An 18,543-nucleotide genomic window follows, 5' to 3' on the forward strand; every position below is an offset into this window, starting at 1 on the left:
CCGCCCTCACTCGGCCACCCGGCCGTCCACGCACTCACCTTCACCGCCCGCCACCGGCCGGAAGCAGACCCGGACGACGGTGCCGGGCCGTACGGCCGTCATGGGGGTGTGGACGTAGGCGTCGGCGTCCAGGGCGTCCCGGACCTCGGCGCTGCGGACGCCACGCCGGGGCCCGGCGGGGCCGGCCGCCGACATCTCGATCCGGTCCCCGACGCGTGTCCCCCACATCCGGGCCCAACTCGTCCCGCACTGCGCGCTGTAGCGCAGGTCCACCGAGGCCCCGGTCGCGGTGCGGCGCACGGCCAGGGTCGCCGGTGCGGAGGCGCACTTCATACGCGTCGGACTCTCGGCCTCACAGCCCGCTCCCCGGCAGCGCGGTCCGTTCGCGGCGGGCGGCGGCGACAGGGACGACCGGGGTTCGCCGTCCCGGGGCACCAGCATCAGCACCGCCGCCGCCAGAGCGCCGACCACGACGGCGCACACCGACGTAAGCACCGCCAGGACCGCCACATGCCGGGACGTGGCGGCGCCATCGCCCGGTGCCGTCCGTGGCGGAGGCGGAGACGGAGACGCGGGGGACGGCAGGGGCGGCGGCGACGCGAGAGACGAGGGCGCGGGCCGGCCCGGAGACGTGGGCGGGCCCGACGACGACGGCGAGAACGCAGACGTGGGCGAGCCCGGAGGGCGAGGGAGCCTTCCCTCCGCCGCGTATCCGCTTCTCTCCGCCGCCCGCCCGCTCCCCTCCGACTCCGCGATCTCCCACAGGGCCACACACCGCCCCTCCGGCTCGCCGGCGAGGCGGCACAGTTCCTGCACGGCGTCGCGCGGAGGCAGGGTCCGGGCGTTGAGGTAGCGGTCCCAGGAGGACTTGCTGAACGCCGTCTTCGCCGCGAGGCCGACCAGGCTCAAGCCGGTGCGGCCCTTCAACTCCCGGAGCTCGGCGGCCAGTCGGGCCCGCTCAGCCGAGGGCCCCGTCATCGCCGCAGGGCCTTCCACGTGTGTGGTCCGACGATGCCGTCCACCACCAGTCCCGCCCGCTCCTGGAACCGCCTGACCGCGTCCTGCGTCGCCGGCCCGAAGATCCCGTCGACGGCGCCCGGCGCGATGCCCGCCCTGCGCAGCAGACACTGCACCTCGGCCACTTCCGGCCCGGCGCGGCCGTCCGCCACGATCGCGTCCCGGGTGCGGCTGTTGCCCGCGTACCAGCGGCCGTCGACGCGCTCGGCGCGACAGGTGTATCCGGGTGCCGCGGGCGCGGCAGACGCCGGTGCCGACGCGGCGATGGGAGCCGTGGCATGCCCGCCCGCGTTCCCGCCCAGCCGTACCAGCAGCATCACCGCCGTACTGAGGGACAGCACCAGCGCCACCGTCCCCGCCACGAGCGCGGCCCTCACCCAGCCCCCGGCCGATCCGGCCGCGTTCACCCCCGGCGACACGATCTCCGGTGCCGTTGCCGCCGGTTCGCGCCCGGACCCGTCCGGGGCGGTCCCGTTCGCGTGTCTCTTCCCCCATGCCTGCGCGGCGACCTCGCGCAACGCCAGCAACCTGGTCGGATCCTCACCCGCGACCCGGGCCAGCGCCTCGACGGCCTCCCTGGGCGGCAGCGATCTGCCGCCCAGGTACCGCTCCCAGGACTTCGGGCTGTACGCCGTCCGGGCCGCCAGCTGCCGCAGGCTAAGCCCGCTGTGGTCCTTCAACCGGCGTAACCGCACCACCAACTGCCGTACCCGCGGGTCCAGTTCCGCGGGCAGCGCTGCCCAACGCGACATGTTCCCCCCACTCGCGTTCACGGTCGGGCACAGCGGTCCGTGGTCGGCGTCCCCCGCGCCCGTCCGCATTCTGCCCCAGCATCAGGCGCCCCATGGCGCAAGCGGGTCCGCGCACCCGTACGGAATCGGCCACCGCGTGCTCGCGCCGTCCCGCGACGACGTCAGCGCGGGTGGCGTCCGCCCAGGTCACAGGAGGGGACGTCCCGCGGTGACGTCGGTTCCGCGGCAACTGTGGCGACCCGCGCCGCCCGCCCCGCACTCTCGACCTGCCGGCCCGGCGGCAAGGGCCGCCACACCCGAACCAGAGCGAGAGGTACACGCATGCGACCCAATGTCTGGACGAGGACCCTCGTCAGCGTCAGCGCCGTGCTCGGCCTTGCCGCAGGCAGCCTCGCGACCGCGGGCGCCAGCTTCGCGGCGTCGGACACGAAGCCGGCCGTGAGCTCCGAGGTCTCCGTGCTCGCGGTGAACAACCTCGGCCTGACCGCCGCCGAGGCGAAGAAGGTGCAGGGCTGGCTGAAGGAGTACTGGGGCTACACCGGCGCCATCGACGGTCAGCTGGGCACCAACAGCTGGAAGGCCTTCCAGCGCTGCCTGAAGGAGTACTGGGGCTACACCGGCGCCATCGACGGCATCGTCGGGTCGGGCACCATCAAGGCACTGCAGCGTCTGCTGCAGCACTGGGGCTACAACGGCGCGATCGACGGGATCGCCGGAGCGGGCACCAAGGCCGCGTTCAAGAACTTCGCCAACGGCATCTGACGGCCCTGGCCGCGCTTTCGCGTACCACCGCGTACGGCCCGTCCGCTCCCTCCCGGAGCGGACGGGCCGTCGGCGTGGCGCGGGTCCTCAGAGCCGCTCGGGCGTCCGGATGCCCAGCAGGGCCATGCCCTGGTGGAGGGTCCTGGCCGTCACGTCGCACAGGAACAGCCGGTTCTCCACCTGCTCGGTCGTCTCCGCCTTCAGCACCGGGCACTTGTCGTAGAACGACGTGTACAGCGACGCCAGTTGGTACAGGTACGCGGCCAGCTTGTGCGGGGCGTACTCCGCGGCCGCCTCGAAGACCGTGTCCCCGAACGCGTCCAGGTGCAGGCCCAGGGCCCGCTCCGCCGGGGCGAGTTCGAGCTCCGGGTGCGCGGCCGGCAACGCCCCGCCCGCCTTGCGCAGGATCGACTGGATCCGGGCGTACGCGTACTGCAGGTACACGCTCGTGTCGCCGTTCAGCGACACCATCTGGTCCAGGTCGAACTTGTAGTCCCGGTTCGGCGACGTCGACAGGTCCGCGTACTTCACGGCGCCGATGCCGACCTGCGCGGCCCGCTCCTGGATCTCGTCCTCGGTGAGGTCCCGCGCCTTCTCCCGTACGACCTCCGCGGCCCGCTGCACCGCCTCGTCCAGCAGGTCCTCAAGACGTACGGTCTCGCCCTCACGCGTCTTGAACGGCTTGCCGTCCGCGCCGAGGACCGTGCCGTAGCCCATGTTGTGCGCGGTGACCTCGTCGTTCAGCCAGCCGGCCCGGCGGGCCGTCTCGAAGACCATCTTGAAGTGCAGCGACTGGCGTACGTCGACGACGTACAGCAGCGTCGTCGCGTGCAGGTCGACGACACGGTTGCGGATCGCGGTCAGGTCGGAGGCCGCGTAGCCGAAGCCGCCGTCGGCCTTCTGCACGATCAGCGGGACCGGCTGGTCGTCCTTGCCGCGGATCTCGTCGAAGAAGACGACGAGCGCGCCCTCGGAGCGGACCGCGACGCCCATCTCCTCCAGGAGGCGGGCGGTCTCGGGCATGCCCTCGTTGTACGCCGACTCGCCGACGATCTCCTCGTCGCGGATCTCCATGTCCAGCTTCTCGAAGACGGAGTAGAAGTAGACCTTCGACTCGTCCACGAACTGCTGCCACAGTTCGAGCGTCTCCTTGTCACCGGACTGCAGGGCGACGACCCGCTTGCGAGCCCGCTCCTTGAACTCCTCGTCCGAGTCGAAGAGCGCCCGCGACGCCTTGTACACCCGGTTCAGGTTGCTCATGGCCTGCTCGCCGTCGACGTCGGCCGCCGGGGCCAGCTCGCCGGGGTGCTCGAACAGGTACTGGATGAGCATGCCGAACTGGGTGCCCCAGTCGCCGATGTGGTGCCGGCCGATCGTCTTCTCGCCGGTGAAGTCGAGCATGCCGCGCAGGGCGTCGCCGATGACCGCCGACCGCAGGTGACCGACGTGCATCTCCTTCGCCACGTTCGGCTGGGCGTAGTCGACGACCGTGACGCCGGGGTGCTCCTTCAGCGGCACGCCGAGGCGCTCGCCGTCCGCGTGCCGCGCGGCGAGGTTCTCGGTGATCGCCCTGTCCGCGATCGTGATGTTCAAAAAGCCGGGGCCGGAGACCTCGACGTCCTTGATCACGTCACCGGAGACGATGGCGGCGACGACCTGCGTCGCCAGCTCCCTCGGGTTCGCCTTGGCCTTCTTGGCGAGGGCCAGGATCCCGTTGGCCTGGAAGTCGGCCCGGTCGCTACGTCGCAGCAGCGGGTCGCCTCCGGCGGCTTCCGGGCGGGCGGAAGCGAGGGCATCGGCGAGGTGCTGGTTGACGCGAGCGCTGAGGGACGTGACCGGGGCCATAGGAATGGGTGCCGTTCTCCTCGGGGGGATGGATAGACACGGCCAGTATCCCATGGGGGGTAAAGCGGTTTTCGCGGCCGGGAGCCCGGGGTGCGCCGTGCGTCGCCGGGCCCGAAGTGAGAAGTGGTTTTCGCGGAAGCGAGGTCGCCTGGGAGAATGGAGGCGCCAGCCGTTGACCGTACGGCTGCCCTGGAGAAAGAAGGACGTGCCGATCGTGGCTCAGAGCACCGAGACCACCGACTGGGTCTCCCGTTTCGCGGATGAGGTCATCGAGGAGTCGGAGCGTCGGGCCCCGGGCAAACCGGTCGTCGTCGCGTCCGGACTCTCCCCTTCCGGCCCCATCCACCTGGGCAACCTGCGCGAGGTCATGACACCGCACCTCGTCGCCGACGAGATCAGGCGGCGCGGTCACCAGGTCCGCCACCTGATCTCCTGGGACGACTACGACCGCTACCGCAAGGTGCCGGCCGGGATCGCCGGTGTCGACGAGTCCTGGGCGGAGCACATCGGCAAGCCGCTGACCTCCGTTCCGGCGCCCGCGGGCTCGGCGTACCCGAACTGGGCCGAGCACTTCAAGGCGGCCATGGTCGAGTCGCTCGCCCAGCTGGGCGTGGAGTTCGACGGGATCAGCCAGACCGCGCAGTACACCTCCGGGGTGTACCGCGAGCAGATCCTGCACGCCATGAAGCACCGCGGTGACATCGACGCCGTTCTCGCGCAGTACCGCACCAAGCCCAAGACCGGTGCCAAGAAGTCGCAGAAGCCTCTCGACGAGGCCGAGCTGGAGGCCGCCGAGGGCTCCGGCGCGGCGAGCGAGGACGACGGCAGCTCCGGCTCCGCCGGGTACTTCCCGTACAAGCCGTACTGCGGCAACTGCGAGAAGGACCTCACCACCGTCACCTCCTATGTCGACGACACCACCGAGCTGTCGTACACGTGCAATGCCTGCGGCTTCGCCGAGACCGTCCGGCTGAACGAGTTCAACCGCGGAAAGCTGGTCTGGAAGGTCGACTGGCCCATGCGCTGGGCGTACGAGGGCGTCGTCTTCGAGCCGAGCGGTGTCGACCACTCGTCGCCGGGGTCGAGCTTCCAGGTGGGCGGGCAGATCGTCGGGATCTTCGGCGGCAAGCAGCCCATCGGGCCCATGTACGCCTTCGTCGGCATCAGCGGCATGGCCAAGATGTCGTCCTCGCGCGGCGGGGTGCCCACCCCGGGCGACGCGTTGAAGATCATGGAGCCGCAGATCCTGCGCTGGCTGTACGCCCGGCGCAGGCCCAACCAGTCCTTCAAGATCGCCTTCGACCAGGAGATCCAGCGGCTGTACGACGAGTGGGACAAGCTGGACGCCAAGGTCGCCGACGGCTCGGCCCTTCCGGCCGACGTCGCCGCGCACTCCCGCGCGGTGCGCACGGCCGGCGCCGAACTGCCGCGCACCGCGCGTCCGCTGCCGTACCGGACGCTCGCGTCCGTCGCCGACATCACCGCCGGACACCAGGACCAGGCGCTGCGCATCCTCTCCGAGCTGGACCCGGAGAACCCGCTGGCCACGCTGGACGAGGCACGGCCCCGGTACGACAAGGCCGAGGCGTGGATCAACACGCACGTGCCGGCCGACCAGCGCACCATCGTCCGGGACGAGCCCGACGCCGAGCTGCTGAAGTCCCTCGACGAGGCGTCCCAGCAGTCGCTGCGGCTGCTGCTCGACGGGCTGGAGTCGCACTGGTCGCTCGACGGGCTCACGCACCTCGTGTACGGCGTGCCCAAGGTGCAGGCCGGGTTCTCCGCGGACGCCACGCCCAAGGAGCTGCCGCCGGAGATCAAGACCGCCCAGCGGTCGTTCTTCGCGCTGCTGTACCACCTGCTGGTGGGGCGGGACACGGGGCCGCGGCTGCCCACCCTGCTGCTCGCGGTCGGACAGGACCGGGTGCGGGCCCTGCTCGGGGAGTGACCGGTCGGCGAAGGGCCCTCTTCGGAGGGCCCTTTCCCATGTGCCGGGTCAGGCGATGTGCTCGTCCGTCAGTTCCGCGTTGAGGCGGTTGGAGAAGCGGTTCACCATGCGCTTGGCCTCGGACTCGTCGAGCGTGACGCCGTACGTCGCCTCGACGTCGGCGATCAGTCCGCGCGGGGTGGGCGCACCGTTTCCGCTCTTGATCGACTCACGGAAGACCAGGTAGTAGTCCTCCTCGGTCGGCTCCGGAGCGCCGCCGCCCGCCCCGAGCTCACGGGTCCGGCCGGGGCTCACCGGGATCGGAAAGGTGCCGGTCTCCTCAGGAGCGGGCTCCTGGGCGGGCGGTTCCTCCTGGTACTGGTCCTGGTACTGCTCCGCCTGGAGCTGCTCCTGGTACCAGTCCTCGTAGTGCTCCTGAGGGTCGTACGAGGGGTTGTAGCCGCCGTGGTACTCGACCTGGCGGGGGGTGTTGAACCAGTCCTGCACGTACTCCGGCTGCTCGGGACTGGGCGTACCGGCCGGCTCCGGGCGCTGCTCGCCGGCCGGTGCCGTCCGCCGCGGGACGGGGGCCGCCGCCGCGGGACGGCCGAGCGCCGGTGGCTGCGGCTCCGGGGCCGTGTCCACGGCCGGCCGGGGGGCCGGCGGCAGCAGCGCGGGCTCGATGCCCGCCGCGGCCAGCCCCGCCGGGGCCGTCTCCGCCAGCGGGACGCCGTAGCGGGCCAGGCGCAGCGGCATCAGCGACTCCACCGGTGCCTTGCGGCGCCACGAGCGGCCGAAGCGGGAGCGCAGGCGGGCCTGGTAGACCAGGCGCTCCTGCTCCAGCTTGATGACCTGCTCGTAGGAGCGCAGCTCCCACAGCTTCATACGGCGCCACAGCAGGAACGTCGGCACCGGCGAGAGCAGCCAGCGCGTCAGCCGGACGCCCTCCATGTGCTTGTCGGCCGTGATGTCCGCGATACGCCCGATCGCATGGCGGGCCGCCTCCACGGACACCACGAACAGGACCGGGATGACCGCGTGCATGCCCACGCCCAGCGGGTCCGGCCAGGCCGCCGCGCCGTTGAACGCGATCGTCGCGGCCGTCAGCAGCCAGGCCGTCTGGCGCAGCAGCGGGAACGGGATGCGGATCCACGTCAACAGGAGGTCGAGGGCGAGCAGGACGCAGATGCCCGCGTCGATGCCGATCGGGAACACGTAGCTGAAGTTCCCGAACCCCTTCTGGATGGCCAGCTCGCGGACGGCCGCGTACGAACCGGCGAAGCCGATGCCGGCGATGATCACGGCGCCGAACACGACCACGCCGATGAGAACGCGGTGCATTCGGGTCAGCTGCGGTGGCCCGGCCACTCGTACTCCCTCCCCTTGCGTGTTGTTGCGCGCAACAGGGTGGCACATCTGTGCGGCGTACGAATTCCGGTACGGTTCGAGCCCGGCCCCCGACAGGGACCGGGCTCGTGGAAAAAGCGCCTCTGAGCTGGTAGTTCCGCCTCAGCGGCGGGCAGGTGTGACGGTCAGCTCTTCTGCGACGCTGACTTGGACGGGGAGCTCGCCGCCGCCTTGGAGGGGCTGCCGGAAGGGGACTTCGAGGGAGACTTCGAAGCCGACTTCGAAGGCGTGCTGCTCGGCGTGCCCGCGCTGCCGTCGCCGTTCGCCTTCTGCACCGAGGCGACCGCCTCCTTGACGGCCTTCCGCGCCAGCTTGTCCAGCGTGTCCGCGCTCGGGGTCTTGTCACCGGCGAAGCCGGCGCCGTTGTAGTCGAGCGTGACGACCACGTTCTCCACCCGGGCCACGACCGTCTCCTGCTTGAAGGAGCCCTCCTTCTTCTTCAGGTCGTAGCGCACCACCGTCGCCTCGTCGCCGACCCCGGTGACCGGCTGAGACTTCGCGTTCTTCGCGCCGCTCACCGACCGGGCGTCCGTCAGCTGCGACGCGTAGTACTCCCGCGCCAGCTTGTCGGCCGAACCGCTCGTGACGTCCGAGTCGAAGCGCACCAGGGAGACGTTGAGCCAGCGGAACTGCGAGCCCTTCACGCCGTTGTTGTCGAGGCTGCTCCAGGAGCAGGAGGCGCGCGAGGAGGTGTCGTCCGACGAGCCCGCCTTGCCGGACTTGGCCTTCGGGACCAGGTCCTCCAGCGTCTTCTTCGACAGCACCTTGCACGACTGGGGCAGCGACTTGTACGCGGCCGCCTGCACGGTCGGCGACGGGCTCGCGGACGCCGACGCCGAGGAGGACGCCGAGGCCTTCGCGCCGGCCGCGTCGTCCGTGCCGGAGTCCGACGAACAGCCCGCGGCGATCAGCATCACGGGGACGGCGGCCGCGCCGACAAGGACGCGGTGAAGGCCCTTCACCCGCTGCTCACGGTCCTGCTGTTCTCGCTTGGCTGCTCGCTGCATGGTTCCTTCACTCATGAGTGACACTCGTGGTTCCTGCGGTCGGATCGGGTCCGAGGGGCCACGGTACGCGGTGAAGAAGCCGTGTGGTCTCGTTTCGGTTACGTCGCACTCGGGCGCACCGAGGTGGCCGGGGGGCGCTACTCCGACAGCGCTTCGGCCAGTTGCGCGGCGAGATTTAGGGCCCTGTCCTGCATTTCCTCGCTGTCCGGCACGGCGGCGACGGTCGCCGGCTGCTCCTCGTACTCGATCCTCACGATCACGTTGGACGTGCGGAACACCACAGTCACGGTGCGCTGCTGGGCCGTCGAACCGGAGCCGCCGAGCACGTCGTCGAGGAACGCCTCGTCGCCCAGGTCGTCGAGGACCCGGGGCTGCAGTTCGGCGGGCGGTGAGGCGTCGGTGGAGGTCGAGGCCGAGGGGGACGCGGTGGACGAGGCGGACTTCTCGGGCGCCGGGGCCGAGGAGGAGGGGGAGGCGCTCGGGGCGGCGGACGCGGTGCCCTCGGCGGTGTCGCCGCTGTCGGTACGCACCGGCTCCGGCAGGTCGGCCGCCTCCAGCTTCGTCGCGAAGAGCCGCTCCGCCTCGCTGTCGTCGCTGACCGAGCTGTCGTACGCCACCACCCGCTCGAAGTCGACCATGAGGTGGTCCGTGGCCTGCGCCGACTCCACCTTCCAACGGCAGCCGGCCTTGCGGTCGGTGTCGAAGGTGGGCGTCGGGGTGCCCTCGTACGCCTTCTCGCGCTGCTCGTCGTCCGGCAGCTGCCTGATGCCGGGCAGCAGCGAGTCGAGTGTCTCCTCACCGACCACGCCGCAGGGTTCGGGCAGTGTGCGGTACCGGCCGGGCTCGGCCGCCGCGGTCGCCGTACCGGAGTCGTCGGGGTTGGACTCGTCGGTGGTGCCGCCGCCGTCGGAGCCGCCGGTGCAGCCGGCCAGCAGCGCCGCGAGGAGCGCGGCGACGCCGGTTACGTACGCCTTCCGCTGCACGGTCAGGCTCCTTTCGACGGTGGCTGTGTGGTCGGTCCGTTGCCGGCGGTCCGGTGTCCCCGCTGGTTATTCGCTTGCTGTGCGGGGGCGTCCCCTGGAGACAATGTGTATCGCACGCACTGCCGTGGACGCCGGTCCGTTGTCCTTTTTCATCGACCCTGGCGCCGGTATTGCGATTTCAGACTTGTGTTGTGTTTCCGGGGGATAGAGGGCGATATGTCGTACGTGGAGATGCCGGGCGCGAAGGTGCCGATCCGTATGTGGACCGACCCGGCGACGGTCGAGGAGGGGGCTCTCCAGCAGCTGCGGAACGTCGCGACGCTGCCGTGGATCAAGGGGCTGGCGGTCATGCCGGACGTCCACTACGGCAAGGGCGCGACGGTCGGGTCCGTCATCGCGATGCAGGGGGCCGTGTGTCCCGCGGCGGTGGGCGTGGACATCGGCTGCGGTATGTCGGCGGTGAAGACCTCGCTCACCGCGAACGACCTGCCGGGTGACCTGTCGCGGCTGCGCTCGAAGATCGAGCAGGCGATTCCGGTCGGGCGGGGGATGCATGACAGTCCCGTGGAGCCGGGGCGGCTGCACGGCTTCGGCACGGCCGGGTGGGACGACTTCTGGGGGCGGTTCGACGGGGTCGCGGACGCGGTCAAGTTCCGTCAGGACCGTGCCGGGAAGCAGATGGGAACACTCGGCGGCGGCAACCACTTTGTCGAGGTGTGTACGGATACGACCGGTTCTGTCTGGCTGATGCTGCACTCCGGTTCCCGCAACATCGGCAAGGAACTGGCCGAGCATCACATCGGCGTGGCGCAGAAGCTCCCGCACAACCAGGGCCTGGTCGACCGTGACCTCGCCGTCTTCGTGGCGGACACGCCGCAGATGGCGGCGTACCGCAACGACCTGTTCTGGGCGCAGGAGTACGCCAGGTACAACCGCACGATCATGATGGCGCTCCTGAAGGACGTGGTCCGCAAGGAGTTCAAGAAGGCGAAGCCGACCTTCGAGTCCGAGATCAGCGCGCACCACAACTACGTGGCCGAGGAGCGCTACGACGGCATGGACCTGCTCGTGACCCGCAAGGGCGCGATCCGGGCCGGCTCCGGCGAGTACGGCATCATCCCGGGCTCGATGGGCACGGGTTCGTACATCGTGAAGGGCCTCGGGAACCCGATGTCCTTCAACTCGGCCTCGCACGGCGCGGGCCGGCGCATGAGCCGCAACGCGGCCAAGCGGCGGTTCTCCACGAAGGACCTGGAGGAGCAGACGCGGGGCGTGGAGTGCCGTAAGGACTCCGGCGTCGTGGACGAGATCCCGGGCGCCTACAAGCCGATCGAGCAGGTCATCGACCAGCAGCGGGACCTGGTGGAGGTCGTGGCCAAGCTGAAGCAGGTCGTCTGCGTCAAGGGATGACGCGTGAGGCCCCCGCCGACGGCGGGGGCCTCACGACGTGTCGGCCGCCGAGCCGTCATGTCTGCGGCAGTGCGGCCCGCAGCGTCCTGCTCAGCGGCCGCGGATCGGCGGTACAGGCGGCCGGCACGCACCCGGTGGCCGTCCGTCGTCGTGCAGCCGCCCAAGTCGGGGAAGTTGTGCAGCGCTTCAAAAGGTAAGTGCCCGTCCAAGCTGCGGGACCCTACTCGGGTGCGTGCGTCACCGCGTAGATCATCACGAACGCCACGATGTGGATGCCGAACAGGAAGTAGCCGAGCCACCACCACATCTGGCGTTCGTCGTGCGGGTCCTTCCCGTCGGCCGCCATCACAGCTCCCTGTGGACCTTCGTGTTGGACGCCTGGGCGCGCGGGCGGACGACCAGGAGGTCGATGTTGACGTGACTGGGGCGGGTCACCGTCCAGGCGATGGTGTCGGCGACGTCCTCCGCGGTGAGGGGCTCGGCGACGCCCTGGTAGACCTTCTCCGCCTTCTCCCTGTCCCCGGCGAAGCGGTTCAGGGCGAACTCGTCGGTCTTGACCATGCCGGGGGCGATCTCGATGACGCGGACCGGTCGGCCGACGATCTCCAGGCGCAGGGTCTCGGCGAGGACGTGGGCGCCGTGCTTGGCGGCGACGTAGCCCGCGCCGCCCTCGTAGGTGCCGTGGCCCGCCGTGGAGGACACGACCACGATCGTGCCGTCGCCGCTCGCCTCCAGCTTGGGCAGCAGGGCCTGCGTGAGGTTCAGGGTGCCGATGACGTTCGTCTCGTACATCGTGCGCCAGTCGGCCGGGTCGCCGGTGGCCACCGGGTCGGCGCCGAGGGCACCGCCCGCGTTGTTGACCAGGACGCCGATCGTCCTGAAGGCCGTGGCGAACTCGTCGACCGCGGCGCGGTCGGTGACGTCCAGCTGGTACGCGGTCGCCGAGTGGCCGGCCGCCTCGATCTCCTCGGCCAGGGCCTCGATGCGGTCCTTGCGGCGGGCGGTCAGGACGACCCGGTAGCCGGCCGCGGCGAGCTGTCGTGCCGTGGCGGCGCCGATTCCGCCGCTCGCGCCGGTGACGACGGCGATACGGGAGGAGGCGGACGGGGCTGCGGTGGGCATGGCTGCTCCTCGGGCGTGGTCGAGTCCAGGGACTGTCCGGCCAGGATAGGCGGGCGGTGCGGTGGGACAATGGGATGGGTGATCCCCGCGAGCGGAGGTGGATCATGGGACAGGCACGTGAGGTCATGGACCGGCTCACGGACGCGTTGACCGCGCATCGCGACATGGATGTCGTCGCCGACCTGTATGCCGAGGACGCGGTCGCGCTCACCCCCGACGAGGGGGAGATCCGCGGGCGGGACGGCATCGTCGCGTACTGGCGGGAGATGACGGAGGCGGTTCCGGAGGCCACGTACGAGTCGCTGCACGCGTACGAGGTCGGGGACACGGCCATCGACGAGGGCGTCTTCACCGGACGGAACACGGGGCCGCTGCACCTGCCCACCGGAGAGACCGTGCCCGGCACGCAGAAGGAGGTCAGGATCCGCGGCGTGGACATCGCCACCGTGAAGGACGGCCGGATCGTGGACTACCGGCTCTACTTCGACGAGATGGAGTTCCTGGGGCAGTTGGGGATGCTGCCGCCCACGTGAGGGCGGACGCCCCCGGTCACTCGCCGCGCGGCGCGTACATGATGACCGCCATGCCCGCGAGGCAGATGAGCGCGCCCGTGACGTCCCAGCGGTCCGGGCGGTAGCCGTCCGCGGCCATGCCCCAGGCCAGGGAGCCGGCGACGAAGACGCCGCCGTACGCGGCGAGCACACGGCCGAACTCGGCGTCGGGCTGGAGTGTGGCGACGAAGCCGTAGGCGCCGAGCGCCATGACGCCGGCGCCGATCCACAGCCACCCGCGGTGTTCCCGCACGCCCTGCCAGACCAGCCAGGCGCCGCCGATCTCGAACAGGGCGGCGACGACGAACAGGGCGGCGGAGCGCAGGACGAGCATGCAGGTCAGCCTCGCACGTCCTCGCCCGGGTCCGCGCGTCACCTGTTGGACGGCGCCTGCCGCCCGCCGGGCGTGGGATACATCCGTTACGACCACGGCGGAGTGAGGAGCGGTCGGTATGCGGCGGATGAGAGGTGCCGGGGTGTGCGCGGCGGCCGTGGTCGCGGCGGTCGGCGGCGCGGCCCCGGGCGCCGGTGCGGCGGACGGTCCCCGGGCGGGCCTCGCCTACCACGGCTGGGCCGGCCTCTCCGCCGGCCGGGTCGACCTGCGTTTCACGCCGCGCAACGACGGCCCGACCACCGCTGCGGAATCAGTCGTACGGCTGCGCTGGTCGGAACCCCTGGCCGGCCGGCAGGAGCTGCCCGAGGCGTGCGCGCGGGCCGGGGAGCGTCTGCTGACGTGCCGCGTCGGCGCGCTGGGCGGGTACCGCGCGGGGGAGCGGATCGCGATGCGGGTGCGGCTGCGCGGTGCGCCGACGGAGGTGTCCCTGGAGTTCGAGACCGCGGGGAGCGGCGCGGCCGTGGACGGTGACCGGCAGCGGGTGCTCGTGCTGGACACGGGGGACACGTACGCGTTCTGACCGTCGCGGTGAGGGTGGGGTCGGGTCTACGCGTCGGGGTTCCCGGCGTCGTAGCGTTCGCGGGAGAGGCGGACCTCGTCGAAGTGGGTCTCCGCCCAGTCCTTCACGGCCGTCAGGAGCAGGGCCAGGTTGTGTCCGAGGGGCGTGAGCTCGTAGTCGACCCGGACCGGGACCGACGGGGTGACGGTACGGGAGAGGAGGCCGTCGCGTTCCAGGGAGCGCAGGGTCTGGGTCAGCATCTTGGGGCTGACGCCGGCGATCTTGCGGCCGAGGTCGCTGTAGCGCAGGGGGCCCGAGGCGAGGGCGGAGACGACGAGGCTGACCCACTTGTCGCTGATGCGGTCCAGGAGCTGGTTGGTGGGGCAGCTCTTGATGAACGCGTCGTACTCGGCGCGGGCCTGCTCACGCCGCTGGGCCGCCGTCATGGTCGCCATGGCTCACCTCTGGGGTATGTACGCACTCTCAGGTAACTACTTACCTATGGATAGTAACTCTTCCTAGGGTTGTGCGCAGTGATCGGGAGGACATCCCGGATCTGAACAGACCCAGGATCAAGGGGAGTTGCTGTGCGTGCTGTTGTGGTGAACTCGTTCGGCGGGCCGGAAGCGGTGCAGGTCGTGGAGACCGAGGTGCCCGAGCCCGGTGCGGGGGAGATACGGATCAAGGTCGCGGCGGCCGGGCTGAACCCCGTCGACGCGGGTGTGCGGGCCGGTGTCTTCGGTGGTTCGGGACAGCGGATCGGGCTCGGCTGGGACGTCGCCGGGACGGTCGACGCGGTCGGCACGGGAAGCTCCTGGAGCGTCGGGGACCAGGTGGTGGCGCTCGTCTACGGCCCGCTCAAGCCGCTGGGCACCCATGCCGAGCACGTCGTCGTGGCGGCGGACGCGGCGGCCGGGGCGCCCACCACCGTCGACGCCGTGCACGCGGCGACGCTGCCGCTGAACGCGCTGACCGCCGTACAGGCCCTCGACCTGCTGGAGTTGACGCCGGACCAGTCGCTGCTGGTGACCGGAGCGGCGGGGGCGGTCGGCGGGTACGCGGTCCAACTGGCCGCGCACCGGGGGCTGTCGGTGACCGGGTTGGCCCGGGAGGACGACGAGGAGTTCGTACGGTCGCTGGGGGCCGCGCGGTTCCTCAGCGGCGCCGCCGCGGACCGTGGCTTCGACGCGGTGCTGGACGCCGCCGTCCTCGGCGAGCCGGCCCTGGACCGGGTCCGGGACGGGGGCCGTTACCTCGGTGTCATCCCGCACGCCGAGCCCGCCTCCGTGCGGGGCGTGCGGACCGGGGCGGTCGAGGTCAGCGCCGACGGGGCACGGCTGACCGAACTGGTGCGGCTCCTGGACGAGGGGGTGCTGTCGACGCGGGTGGCCGAGACGTTCGCCCTGGACGACGCCGCCAAGGCGCACGCCCGGCTCGCGGAGGGCGGCCTGCGGGGGCGGCTGGTGCTGGTGCCCTGACGCCCGGTCTCCTGACCTCCGGTGCCGGCGCGTGCCTGCGGTGAGGCGCGGCCCGGTCGGTGTCGTCGCGAGCGGGCGCCCGGTGCTCGACGCCCCCGCTGCTCATCGGCCCGTGCCCGCGCGCTCGGCCTGTGCCTCCGCGGCGTACGCCGTGGGCGGCACCCCCACCGTCGCCGTGAAGTCCCGTACCAGATGGGCCTGGTCGGCATAGCCGAGGTCGGCGGCGAGACCGGCCCAGTCGACGTCGTCGCGGGTGCCGGCCTGCTCCAGGGCCTCGTGGATGCGGTAGCGCAGCAGCACCCACTTGGGGCTGACGCCGACGTAGGCCGAGAAGAGCCGCTGCAGCGCCCGCACCGACAGGCCCCGCGCCTCGGCGAAGTCACCGACGCGGCGCACGGTGCGGTCGGCGCGGATGGACCGGACGAGGTCGATCGCGAGGTCGGCCTGCGGGTCCGGGGCGCACGGCAGGGAGAGCAGGAAGGCGTCGAGGGCGGCGACCCGGGCGCGGTCGTCGGCGGGGGTGACGATCGCGCGGGCGGTGTCGGCCGTGATCCGCGGGAACACCTCCTGGGCGGGCAGCACGCGGCCCGTCCACCGCGACACCGGCGCCTCGGGGGCGTAGGGCCGGAAGCCGCCGGGCCGGAACTTCACCCCGCAGACCCGGCCCCGTCCGGTCAGCTTCCTGGTGTAGAGGCCGAGGGCGACGCCGGTGACCTCGCCGTAGGGCGGGGCTCCCGCCTCGTCGGCCCCGTCCCACTGGAAGGTGAGGTTGACGGCGGGGTGCGGGACGATGTGGGAGGCGTAGGGCGCGGGCAGGTCCCAGTCGATGAGCCAGTACCACTCGACGTAGCGGCGCAGCGGCTCGGCGGGCTCGTGGCGGCGGAACCGCACGCGGTTCAGCAGCCCGGACGGGTCGACGATCCCGCGGGTGTCCTGGCGGGGTGCCTCCATGCCGGGATCGTACGTCCCGCCGCGGCGCGCGTCGCGTTTCTTCAAGAAGGAGCGGGGGCGGCTTTCCTACGGTCGAGGCATGGACACGAACAGCGTGCGTACGCACGGCATCGGTGAGCTGCTCGCCATGGCCCGGGACCGGGCGGTCCCGGTGGTGCGGGGGATTCCCGGATCGGCGCTCGGCGCCCCCACGCCGTGCGCCGAGTACGACGTGAAGGACCTGGTCAATCACCTCTTCCAGGTGATCGTGCAGTTCCAGAGGCTGGCCGCGAAGGAGGCGTCGGACTTCGGTGAGACACCCGATCTGGTCGCCGAGGGTCCGCGCTGGCGGGAGCGGCTCGCGCGGGAGGCGGACCGGCTGGTGGCGGCCTGGTCCGCGCCGGGTGCCGAGGAGGGCACGACCGGTGGGATGAACATGCCGGCTCGACTGGTCGGTTCGATGGCGCTGCTCGATCTGACGGTGCACGTGTGGGATCTGGCGCGGGCGACCGGCCAGGACGAGCCGGGTGCCGACGAGGCGGTCGTGGCGGAGCTGACCGGCGCGGTGGACGAGCTGGCGCCGACGGCCCGGAGGATGGGGGTGTTCGGTGAGCCGGTGCCGGAGCCCGCGGGCGCCTCGGCGTTCGAGCGGTTGCTCGCGCGGACCGGCAGGGACCCGCACTGGGCGGGCGCCCGGGAATAGCCTTCGGCCGGTCCTCGTTCTCCAGGTATAGTTTAACGGTCAACAACCTGGAGGGTGAGCGACCATGCAGTTCGGGATCTTCAGCGTCGGCGACGTGACGCCGGACCCCACCACGGGCCGTACGCCGACCGAGCGCGAGCGCATCAAGGCCATGGTCGCCATCGCGCTGAAGGCCGAGGAGGTCGGCCTCGACGTCTTCGCGACCGGCGAGCACCACAACCCGCCCTTCGTGCCGTCGTCCCCGACGACGATGCTCGGCTACATCGCCGCGCGGACCGAGAGGCTGGTGCTGTCCACCTCCACCACGCTGATCACCACGAACGACCCGGTGAAGATCGCCGAGGACTTCGCGATGCTCCAGCACCTGGCCGACGGCCGGGTCGACCTGATGATGGGCCGCGGCAACACCGGCCCGGTCTACCCCTGGTTCGGCCAGGACATCCGGCAGGGCATCAACCTCGCCATCGAGAACTACGCCCTGCTGCACCGGCTGTGGCGCGAGGACGTCGTGGACTGGGAGGGGAAGTTCCGCACCCCGCTGCAGGGCTTCACCGCCACGCCCCGCCCGCTGGACGGCGTACCGCCGTTCGTCTGGCACGGGTCGATCCGCTCGCCGGAGATCGCCGAGCAGGCCGCGTACTACGGCGACGGCTTCTTCCACAACAACATCTTCTGGCCGGCCGACCACACCAAGCGCATGGTCGAGCTGTACCGGACGCGGTACGCCCACTACGGGCACGGCACGCCCGAGCAGGCGATCGTCGGGCTCGGCGGGCAGGTGTTCATGCGGCGCAACTCCCAGGACGCGATCCGTGAGTTCCGGCCGTACTTCGACGTCGCGCCGGTGTACGGGCACGGGCCGTCGCTGGAGGACTTCACGGACCAGACACCGCTGACCGTCGGCTCCCCGCAGCAGGTCATCGAGAAGACGCTGTCCTTCCGCGAGTACGCCGGTGACTACCAGCGCCAGCTGTTCCTCATGGACCACGCCGGGCTGCCGCTGAAGACCGTGCTGGAGCAACTCGACATGCTCGGGGAGGAGGTCGTGCCGGTGCTGCGCGAGGAGTTCGCCAAGGGCCGTCCGGCCGGCGTCCCCGACGCCCCCACCCACGCCACCCGCAAGGCCGCCCAGGAGGTGACCGTCGCATGAAGCTCGTCGTCGTCTCCGCGGGACTGAGCGTCCCGTCCTCCACCCGGCTGCTCGGCGACCGGCTCGCGGCAGCGGTCGGCAGCCGGACCCCGGTGGAGGTGCAGGTCGTGGAGCTGCGCGAACTCGCCGTGGAGATCGCGCACCACCTCACCAACGGCTTCCCGGGCCGCGGGCTGGCCGCCGCGATCGACGCGGTGACCTCGGCGGACGGCCTGGTCGTCGTCACCCCGGTGTTCTCGGCGTCCTACAGCGGCCTGTTCAAGTCGTTCTTCGACGTGCTCGACAAGGACGTGCTGACGGGCATGCCGGTCCTGATCGCGGCGACCGGCGGCACGGCCCGGCACTCCCTGGTCCTGGACCACGCCCTGCGCCCGCTCTTCGCCCACCTGCGGGCCGTGGTCGTCCCGACCGGCGTGTACGCCGCCTCGGAGGACTGGGGCGCACCAGGGCTGGACGGGCGGATCGAACGGGCCGCGCAGGAGCTGGCGGGGCTGATGGCCGGCCGGCCTGCGAAGAAGGCGGCGCAGCCGGAGGTCGTGCCCTTCGAGGAACGGCTCGCGGCACTGCGACCGGCTGGGTGAGAGCCCAGTAAGAACAGGGCCGGGT

The 18,543-nt window shown here is 71.5% G+C and carries 21 protein-coding genes; 9 read left to right on the forward strand and 12 right to left on the reverse strand.

Annotated elements, in window-relative coordinates:
* Positions 1–6: 6 nt before the first annotated feature.
* Together ACWCPI_RS05305 and ACWCPI_RS05310 are read right to left on the reverse strand one after the other, a co-directional pair.
* Positions 7–978, reverse strand: coding sequence for a helix-turn-helix domain-containing protein (locus ACWCPI_RS05305; protein WP_451036852.1), 972 nt, complete (start codon positions 976–978; stop codon positions 7–9).
* Positions 975–1,769: a peptidoglycan-binding protein gene (locus ACWCPI_RS05310; protein ID WP_451036853.1), complete on the reverse strand. Its 795-nt coding sequence runs from the start codon at positions 1,767–1,769 to the stop codon at positions 975–977. The genes ACWCPI_RS05305 and ACWCPI_RS05310 overlap by 4 nt, the downstream gene beginning before the upstream one ends.
* Positions 1,770–2,090: 321 nt before the next feature.
* On the opposite strand from ACWCPI_RS05310, the gene ACWCPI_RS05315 reads away from it, so the two are divergent.
* Positions 2,091–2,531, forward strand: a complete 441-nt coding sequence (locus ACWCPI_RS05315; RefSeq protein ID WP_388810030.1) for a peptidoglycan-binding domain-containing protein — start codon at positions 2,091–2,093, stop codon at positions 2,529–2,531.
* An 87-nt stretch (positions 2,532–2,618) separates the two neighbouring features.
* Here ACWCPI_RS05315 and argS read toward each other — a convergent pair whose 3' ends face one another.
* Positions 2,619–4,376, reverse strand: a complete 1,758-nt coding sequence (gene argS / locus ACWCPI_RS05320; protein WP_451036854.1) for an arginine--tRNA ligase — start codon at positions 4,374–4,376, stop codon at positions 2,619–2,621.
* A 205-nt stretch (positions 4,377–4,581) separates the two neighbouring features.
* Between argS and lysS the strand changes: the two genes are divergently transcribed.
* Positions 4,582–6,324: a lysine--tRNA ligase gene (lysS, locus tag ACWCPI_RS05325; protein ID WP_451037196.1), complete on the forward strand. Its 1,743-nt coding sequence runs from the start codon at positions 4,582–4,584 to the stop codon at positions 6,322–6,324.
* A gap of 48 nt (positions 6,325–6,372) precedes the next feature.
* Here the strand turns inward: lysS and ACWCPI_RS05330 are convergent, their stop codons facing one another.
* From ACWCPI_RS05330 to ACWCPI_RS05340, 3 genes are all read right to left on the reverse strand, one after another.
* Positions 6,373–7,644, reverse strand: coding sequence for a DUF2637 domain-containing protein (locus tag ACWCPI_RS05330; protein ID WP_451036855.1), 1,272 nt, complete (start codon positions 7,642–7,644; stop codon positions 6,373–6,375).
* Between the two features lie 191 nt (positions 7,645–7,835).
* Positions 7,836–8,717 (reverse strand): DUF3558 family protein, encoded by an 882-nt coding sequence (locus ACWCPI_RS05335; RefSeq protein WP_451036856.1) that lies wholly within the window; start codon positions 8,715–8,717, stop codon positions 7,836–7,838.
* Between the two features lie 137 nt (positions 8,718–8,854).
* Positions 8,855–9,700 carry a DUF3558 domain-containing protein gene (locus ACWCPI_RS05340; protein WP_451036857.1) on the reverse strand — a complete coding sequence of 282 codons (846 nt, stop codon included), beginning with the start codon at positions 9,698–9,700 and terminating at the stop codon, positions 8,855–8,857.
* A gap of 216 nt (positions 9,701–9,916) precedes the next feature.
* Between ACWCPI_RS05340 and ACWCPI_RS05345 the strand changes: the two genes are divergently transcribed.
* Positions 9,917–11,110: an RtcB family protein gene (locus ACWCPI_RS05345; protein WP_451036858.1), complete on the forward strand. Its 1,194-nt coding sequence runs from the start codon at positions 9,917–9,919 to the stop codon at positions 11,108–11,110.
* Here the strand turns inward: ACWCPI_RS05345 and ACWCPI_RS05350 are convergent.
* From ACWCPI_RS05350 to ACWCPI_RS05360, 3 genes are read right to left on the reverse strand one after another with little or no spacing between them, the layout of a single operon-like run.
* Positions 11,020–11,319 carry a tyrosine-protein phosphatase gene (locus ACWCPI_RS05350; protein WP_451036859.1) on the reverse strand — a complete coding sequence of 100 codons (300 nt, stop codon included), beginning with the start codon at positions 11,317–11,319 and terminating at the stop codon, positions 11,020–11,022. The genes ACWCPI_RS05345 and ACWCPI_RS05350 overlap by 91 nt on opposite strands.
* A gap of 11 nt (positions 11,320–11,330) precedes the next feature.
* Complete coding sequence (locus ACWCPI_RS05355; RefSeq protein ID WP_451036860.1) at positions 11,331–11,456, reverse strand: hypothetical protein; 126 nt, start codon at positions 11,454–11,456, stop codon at positions 11,331–11,333.
* A complete protein-coding gene (locus tag ACWCPI_RS05360; protein ID WP_451036861.1) occupies positions 11,456–12,232 on the reverse strand; it encodes an SDR family NAD(P)-dependent oxidoreductase in 777 nt (258 codons plus the stop codon). Before ACWCPI_RS05360 ends, ACWCPI_RS05355 begins: the two co-directional genes overlap by 1 nt.
* A gap of 104 nt (positions 12,233–12,336) precedes the next feature.
* On the opposite strand from ACWCPI_RS05360, the gene ACWCPI_RS05365 reads away from it, so the two are divergent.
* Positions 12,337–12,765, forward strand: a complete 429-nt coding sequence (locus tag ACWCPI_RS05365) for an ester cyclase (RefSeq protein WP_451036862.1) — start codon at positions 12,337–12,339, stop codon at positions 12,763–12,765.
* Between the two features lie 16 nt (positions 12,766–12,781).
* On the opposite strand, the gene ACWCPI_RS05370 is transcribed toward ACWCPI_RS05365, so the two are convergent.
* On the reverse strand, positions 12,782–13,117 hold the full coding sequence (locus ACWCPI_RS05370) for a YnfA family protein (RefSeq protein ID WP_451036863.1): 336 nt from the start codon (positions 13,115–13,117) through the stop codon (positions 12,782–12,784).
* A gap of 118 nt (positions 13,118–13,235) precedes the next feature.
* Here ACWCPI_RS05370 and ACWCPI_RS05375 point away from each other — a divergent pair, with 118 nt between their 5' ends.
* A complete protein-coding gene (locus ACWCPI_RS05375; RefSeq protein ID WP_451036864.1) occupies positions 13,236–13,697 on the forward strand; it encodes a hypothetical protein in 462 nt (153 codons plus the stop codon).
* Between the two features lie 26 nt (positions 13,698–13,723).
* Here ACWCPI_RS05375 and ACWCPI_RS05380 read toward each other — a convergent pair whose 3' ends face one another.
* Positions 13,724–14,131, reverse strand: coding sequence for a winged helix-turn-helix transcriptional regulator (locus tag ACWCPI_RS05380; RefSeq protein ID WP_451036865.1), 408 nt, complete (start codon positions 14,129–14,131; stop codon positions 13,724–13,726).
* 132 nt (positions 14,132–14,263) lie between these two features.
* On the opposite strand from ACWCPI_RS05380, the gene ACWCPI_RS05385 reads away from it, so the two are divergent.
* A complete protein-coding gene (locus ACWCPI_RS05385; protein ID WP_451036866.1) occupies positions 14,264–15,154 on the forward strand; it encodes an NADP-dependent oxidoreductase in 891 nt (296 codons plus the stop codon).
* A 102-nt stretch (positions 15,155–15,256) separates the two neighbouring features.
* On the opposite strand, the gene ACWCPI_RS05390 is transcribed toward ACWCPI_RS05385, so the two are convergent.
* Positions 15,257–16,105, reverse strand: a complete 849-nt coding sequence (locus ACWCPI_RS05390) for an AraC family transcriptional regulator (protein WP_451036867.1) — start codon at positions 16,103–16,105, stop codon at positions 15,257–15,259.
* A 79-nt stretch (positions 16,106–16,184) separates the two neighbouring features.
* On the opposite strand from ACWCPI_RS05390, the gene ACWCPI_RS05395 reads away from it, so the two are divergent.
* The 3 genes from ACWCPI_RS05395 to ACWCPI_RS05405 all read left to right on the forward strand — a co-directional run bounded on the left by ACWCPI_RS05395 (position 16,185) and on the right by ACWCPI_RS05405 (position 18,518).
* Complete coding sequence (locus ACWCPI_RS05395; RefSeq protein ID WP_451036868.1) at positions 16,185–16,787, forward strand: TIGR03086 family metal-binding protein; 603 nt, start codon at positions 16,185–16,187, stop codon at positions 16,785–16,787.
* A 64-nt stretch (positions 16,788–16,851) separates the two neighbouring features.
* Positions 16,852–17,937, forward strand: coding sequence for an LLM class flavin-dependent oxidoreductase (locus ACWCPI_RS05400; protein WP_451036869.1), 1,086 nt, complete (start codon positions 16,852–16,854; stop codon positions 17,935–17,937).
* Positions 17,934–18,518 carry an FMN reductase gene (locus ACWCPI_RS05405; protein ID WP_451036870.1) on the forward strand — a complete coding sequence of 195 codons (585 nt, stop codon included), beginning with the start codon at positions 17,934–17,936 and terminating at the stop codon, positions 18,516–18,518. Before ACWCPI_RS05400 ends, ACWCPI_RS05405 begins: the two co-directional genes overlap by 4 nt.
* Positions 18,519–18,543 lie beyond the last annotated feature (25 nt).

The organism is Streptomyces sp. NPDC001920 (assembly GCF_053594495.1).